Annotated in this window: 4 protein-coding genes, 1 rRNA gene and 1 pseudogene; 1 reads left to right on the top strand and 5 read right to left on the bottom strand. The window is 72.3% G+C overall.

The window, feature by feature from the left end:
* Positions 1–82, top strand: a 5S ribosomal RNA gene (rrf, locus tag ABZ281_RS36175); the annotation flags it as partial.
* A 78-nt stretch (positions 83–160) separates the two neighbouring features.
* Here rrf and ABZ281_RS36180 read toward each other — a convergent pair.
* The 5 genes and pseudogenes from ABZ281_RS36180 to ABZ281_RS36200 form a co-directional block, all read right to left on the bottom strand.
* A complete protein-coding gene (locus tag ABZ281_RS36180) occupies positions 161–1,471 on the bottom strand; it encodes a DUF58 domain-containing protein (RefSeq protein WP_356662297.1) in 1,311 nt (436 codons plus the stop codon).
* On the bottom strand, positions 1,471–2,460 hold the full coding sequence (locus tag ABZ281_RS36185) for a MoxR family ATPase (protein ID WP_356662300.1): 990 nt from the start codon (positions 2,458–2,460) through the stop codon (positions 1,471–1,473). The genes ABZ281_RS36180 and ABZ281_RS36185 overlap by 1 nt, the downstream gene beginning before the upstream one ends.
* Positions 2,460–3,656, bottom strand: a complete 1,197-nt coding sequence (locus tag ABZ281_RS36190; RefSeq protein WP_356662298.1) for a DUF4350 domain-containing protein — start codon at positions 3,654–3,656, stop codon at positions 2,460–2,462. Before ABZ281_RS36190 ends, ABZ281_RS36185 begins: the two co-directional genes overlap by 1 nt.
* A complete protein-coding gene (locus ABZ281_RS36195) occupies positions 3,653–4,420 on the bottom strand; it encodes a DUF4129 domain-containing protein (protein WP_356662299.1) in 768 nt (255 codons plus the stop codon). Before ABZ281_RS36195 ends, ABZ281_RS36190 begins: the two co-directional genes overlap by 4 nt.
* A gap of 4 nt (positions 4,421–4,424) precedes the next feature.
* Positions 4,425–5,345 (bottom strand): annotated as a pseudogene (locus tag ABZ281_RS36200) (glycerophosphoryl diester phosphodiesterase membrane domain-containing protein); the annotation flags it as partial.

Here is a 5,345-nt window from a genome sequence, read left to right on the forward strand (position 1 = left end):
CATTTCGAACCCGGAAGCTAAGCCTTACAGCGCCGATGGTACTGCAGGGGGGACCCTGTGGGAGAGTAGGACGCCGCCGAACAATTTTTGGGAAAACCCCCGCATCTTTTGATGCGGGGGTTTTCTGCGTTTAGGGCCCCCTTTCGGGAGCTTCCATCTGTTACAGGCGCCCCGCTGCCTTCAATGCCAAATACGCGTCCGCGAGTGCCGGCGCGAGGTCGTCCGGTGTGGCGTCGACGACCGTGACGCCGTGGCGGCGGAGTTGTTCTGCGGTGCGGTGGCGCTCCGACTGGGCCTGGGCGGCTGCGGCAGCTTCGTAGACGGCGTCGACATCGCCACGGGCCTTCGCCATATCGGTGATGTGCGGGTCAGCCACCGATGCCAGCAAAACCGTGTGGCGCTGGGTGAGCTGGGCCAGGACCGGGAGCAGGCTCTCTTCGATGGGAGCCGCGTCCAAGGTGGTGAGCAGGACGATCAGGGAGCGGCGGGGGGACGTACGCAGAGCAGTGGCTGTGAGGCCTCGCGCGTCCGTTTCGACGAGTTCCGGCTCGAGCGTGGCCATCGCGTTGACCAGGGCGGAAAGGACGTCGCCCGCGGTGCGCCCCTGAACCAGGGCGCGGACCTTGCGGTCGTAGGCGAGGAGGTCCACGCGGTCGCCGGCGCGGGAGGCGAGGGCTGCGAGGAGGAGGGCCGCGTCCATCGAGGCGTCGAGGCGGGGTGCGTCGCCCACGCGGCCGGCGGAGGTGCGGCCGGTGTCGAGGACCAGGAGGATGTGGCGGTCGCGCTCAGGCCGCCAGGTGCGTACGGCGACCGTGGTCTGGCGGGCCGTGGCGCGCCAGTCGATGGAGCGGGTGTCGTCGCCGGGGACGTATTCGCGCAGGCTGTCGAACTCCGTGCCCTCGCCGCGGGTGAGGACGCTGGTGCGGCCGTCCAGTTCGCGCAGGCGGGCCAGTTTGGAGGGCAGGTGCTTACGGCTGGTGAACGGGGGCAGGACGCGAACCGTCCAGGGAGCGCTGTGGGTGCCCTGGCGGGCGAACAGGCCGAGGGGGCCGTACGAGCGGATCGTGATGCGGTCGGCTTGGCGGTCGCCTCGGCGGGTGGGGCGTAGGCGGGTCGTGGTGCGGCGGCGTTCGCCCGATGGGACCGTGAGGCGGTGGCGGGATGCCGTCGCTTCCGTGCCGGGCTGCCAGCTGCTGGGGGGCCAGGCGTCGCGGAGCCGGGCGCGGAGCGGGCGGCCGGACGGGTTGGTGATGGTCAGGTTCACATCCGCCGTGTCGCCGAGGCGTACGGAGGTGTCGCCCGAGCGGGTCAGGCCGAGCCGGCGTACGGGGGCGGCCAGCGCGAAGTCGCAGGCGCAGGCAACCGCCAAGGGGGCGTTGACCGCGAGGATGCCCGTCCAGCTGGGCTCCCAGATGCCGACAGGGAGGGAGCCCAGGGCCGCGAGGAGGGCGGCGCGTCCGGTGAGTGCCATCAGCGGGGGACGGGGACGTGGGCGAGGATCGCGTTGATGACGGAGTCGGCCGTCACGCCTTCCATTTCGGCCTCGGGGCGGAGCTGTACGCGGTGGCGGAGGGTGGGGAGGGCGAGGGCCTTCACGTCGTCGGGGATAACGTAGTCGCGGCCGGTCAGCCAGGCCCAGGCGCGGGCGGTGGCCAACAGGGCCGTGGCGCCTCGGGGGGAGACGCCGAGGGTGAGGGACGGCGACTCGCGGGTGGCGCGGCAGATGTCGACGACGTAGGCGGTGATCTCCGGGGAGATCGTCGTCTTGGCGACCGCTGCGCGGGCTGCTTCCAGGTCGGCCGGACCCGCCACGGGGCGTACGCCGGCGGCGTGGAGGTCGCGTGGGTTGAAGCCTTCGGCGTGGCGGGTGAGGACGTCGATCTCTTCCTGGCGGGAGGGGAGGGGGATGGTGAGTTTGAGGAGGAAGCGGTCCAGCTGGGCTTCCGGGAGGGGGTAGGTGCCCTCGTACTCGACCGGGTTCTGGGTCGCTGCGACCAGGAAGGGGTCGGGGAGGGGGCGGGGGGTGCCGTCGACGGTGACCTGGCGTTCCTCCATGGCTTCGAGGAGGGACGACTGGGTCTTGGGGGGCGTGCGGTTGATCTCGTCGGCGAGGAGGAGGTTGGTGAAGACCGGGCCGGGCTGGAAGGAGAACTCGGCGCTGCGGGTGTCGTAGACCAGGGAGCCGGTCACGTCGCTCGGCATGAGGTCGGGGGTGAACTGGACGCGTTTGGTGTCGAGTTCGAGGGCGGCGGCGAGGGCGCGGACCAGGAGGGTCTTGGCGACGCCGGGGACGCCTTCGAGGAGGACGTGGCCGCGGCAGAGCAGGGCGACGACGAGGCCGGTGACGGCGGGGTCCTGGCCGACCACGGCCTTGGCGATCTCGGCGCGCAGGGACTCCAGGGCGTCGCGGGCGGTGCCCGTATCCCCGGTCTGCCCGGCGTTGTCAGTGGTCGGGTCCATCATGGACGGCGTACCTCTCTTTCGAGGGCGTCGAGTCGGTCGGCGAGTGCGATGAGTGCTGCGTCGTCGCTGGGCGGTGGTCCGAAGAGGAGGGCGTGCTGGTCCTGGCCGTCGCCGTGGAGGTGAGCGGACAGGGCGGGGAGCAGGGCCTCGGGCGTGTGCGCCTGGGTGACGGGGACGCCCACGAGGGGGGCGAGGCGGGTGCGGGTGGTGGAGCGGAGAGCGTCGGCCGCGCGGTCGCGGGCGTCGGTCTTGCGGTAGAGGCGGGCGCGGCCTTCGGCGGTTTCGGAGGCGCGGATCGCGACGGGGAGTTTTTCGGGCACGAGGGGGCCGAGCCGGCGTGCCCTCCAGAGGGCGGCCAGGGCTGCGGCGACGAAGAGTTGCAGGGTGCCCCAGAGCCAGCCCGAGGGGAGCAGGTCGAAGAAGCTGCGTTCGTCGTCGGTATTGGTGGCCGACGTGTCGGAGAGCGAGGGGAGGTACCAGACCAGATGGGGGCGGGAGCCGAGGAGTTGGAGGGCGAGCGAGGCGTTGCCCTGCTCGTCGAGGCGGTCGTTGAGGAGGATGTCGGGCGCGCCGAGGGCGATGGTGTCGCCGTTCCCCTTCTCGTTCGGGAGGCGGAGCAGGGTGGCCAGGCGTTCGCTGGGGTAGCACGTGTCGGCGCCGAGGTGGGTGGTGGTGTAGCGGACGCCGCCGGTGTCGGCGGTGCCCGCGCGTCGGGCGGCGGGCAGAGCGCAGTCGGGGGCGAGCGTCGAGTCGAGGCTGGTGGCGGGGTCTGCGGTGACGCCGGGGGCGAGCCGTTCGATGGAGGCGCTGCCGGAGGCGACCAGGACGGTGCGGCCGTGGGAGTCGGCGAACGCGCGGTGCAGGCGGGTCTGCTGACCGGGGGTCAGCAGGTCGGGGGCGGCCACCAGGAGGGTCGTGTCCGGGCCGGCCGCGGTGGCTGCCTCGTCCAGGGTGGTGACCACGCGGGTGTCCACGCCCCGGTCGGCGAGGAGTTCGGCGATGGCGCGGCTGCCGCCCGGGTCGGCGGAGCGCGGGTCGAGTTCGCCGTGGCGGGCGTCGGAGCGGACGACGGCGATGGCGACGGCTCCGGCGAGGAGTACCACGACGGCGAGCGCGATGCCGCGCGCGCGGGTCCACACCTGGCGGGCGGTGGGCGAGGCCGAGGTGGGTGCGAGGGTGGCCTCGGTGGTCATTCGGCGGCTCCCTGGCGGGTGTGGGGGGCCGTGGCGGCGCTGCTCGTCGCGAGCTGGGGCCTGGTGCGTTCCAGGTCGCGGTCGAGTTCTGCGATGCGGTGGTACGACTGCTCGGTCGCCGAGCGGCCGCCGTACGTCACGTCGTCGAAGTCGCGGGCGGCGGTGCGCAGCCGGTCGGTGTGGGCGGGCAGGGTCCGGCCGGCGTCGGCTGCGGCCTCGTCGGCGGTGCGGCCGGGGCGGACATCGAGGAGGGCGCGTTCCTCCAGAGCGCGGACGAGGGCGCGCATGCGTTCCTGGACGGCCTGGTTCCAGTGGCTCTGGGCGGCGTGTGCCTCGGCGGCGGCGCGGTGGTCGGCGGCGCTGCGGGGGCGGTCGTCGAACAGGGTTGCGGACGAGGTGGGTTGGCGGCGTGGGGTGCCCAGGCGCCACCACAGGGCGGCCAGGACCGCGATGACGGCCACGATGATGACGATCAGGCCGAGTGTGCCGCCGGGGGTGGCGGTCGAGGCGGCGTTGAGGAGTTTGCCGAGCCATTCCCAGAAGGCGTCGAGGGCGCGCTGGAACAGGCTGGGGTCGTTCTCGTGGTACATCCGCTTGGACAGCTCGCGCCGGGCCGCCTCGCGGGCGGGGTCGCGCGGGATGGTGAGGGGCGGGTCGTCGGCGGAGCGGGCCGACGACAGCAGGGAGGTGTCGCCGGCGCTCAGCAGCGTCCGTATGCCGGCGCGTGGCAGCGCCGTTGTGAGAAGTTCCCCCGCCCGGCTCACCGCATCAGCTCCCCGGGGTGTCGCCGGGGGCGGTGGAGCCGTAGCCCTGGACCCCGGCGGCGCGGGCCAGTTCGAGGTCGAGGGCCTCGCGGCGGATGCGCTGGTCGATGTAGAGGAGCACGGTGACGCCCGCCGTGATCGGGAACGTGATCATGGAGCCGATCACCGAACCGATGCCGCTGATGATGAGGAACGTCCAGCCGAGGCTGCCGACACCGGTGTTGAGCCAGCCGGTGAGGCCGTCGCCGCTGAGGGCCGCGGCGAGCAGGGTGAAGGGGATGACGATGATCGAGGCGACGACGTTCGCGATGAGCGTGGCGAGCAGCTGGATGCCGAAGATCCGCCACCAGGTGCCCTGGACGAGCTTCGCGGAGCGGCTCATGGCCTTCTTGATGCCCTGCTTCTCCAGCATGAGGGCGGGAGAGGCGAGGGAGAAGCGGATCGCCAGCCACAGCGCGACGATGCCGGCGCCGATGATGCCGAGGACGGTGAGGGCGATGCCCGGGCCGCTGCCCCCGGCGACGGTGACGAGGAAGCCGGGCAGGGCTCCCGCGGTGACGGCGCCGACGGTGATGAGCAGCAACACGCAGATGAGGCCGAACAGTTTGAGGATCTGGGGGCGGGCGTCCCGCCAGGCTTCGCCGATGCTCACCGCTTTGCCGAGCACGGCGCGGCTGGTGACGGTCGTGAGCAGCGCGGTCGCGATGACGGTGCCGACCAGGGAGATCACGAAGACGACGGAGGAGTTGAGCAGGGCGTCGCCCATGGCGCGGCTCAGCTCGCTGAGGGTGGCGCTGGGGTCGTTGAGGGCTTGGGTGCTGGAGTCGTCCAGTCCGGCAGCCAGAAGCCCACAGGGATCTTCGCGTCCGACTTCGCACAGGAGAGCAAGGGATACGCCAAAGAGTTCGCCAAGGGCTTCGTCGCC

This window comes from Streptomyces sp. NPDC006265, assembly GCF_040613555.1.
Classification (GTDB): domain Bacteria; phylum Actinomycetota; class Actinomycetes; order Streptomycetales; family Streptomycetaceae; genus Streptomyces.

What these genes read in the sequence shown, in the direction of transcription:
- ABZ281_RS36180 (WP_356662297.1), bottom strand. Translation starts at nt 1,471, where the DNA reads ATGGCACTCACCGGACGCGCCGCCCTCCTCGCGGCCCTGGGCTCCCTC.
- ABZ281_RS36185 (WP_356662300.1), bottom strand. Translation starts at nt 2,460, where the DNA reads ATGGACCCGACCACTGACAACGCCGGGCAGACCGGGGATACGGGCACC.
- ABZ281_RS36190 (WP_356662298.1), bottom strand. Translation starts at nt 3,656, where the DNA reads ATGACCACCGAGGCCACCCTCGCACCCACCTCGGCCTCGCCCACCGCC.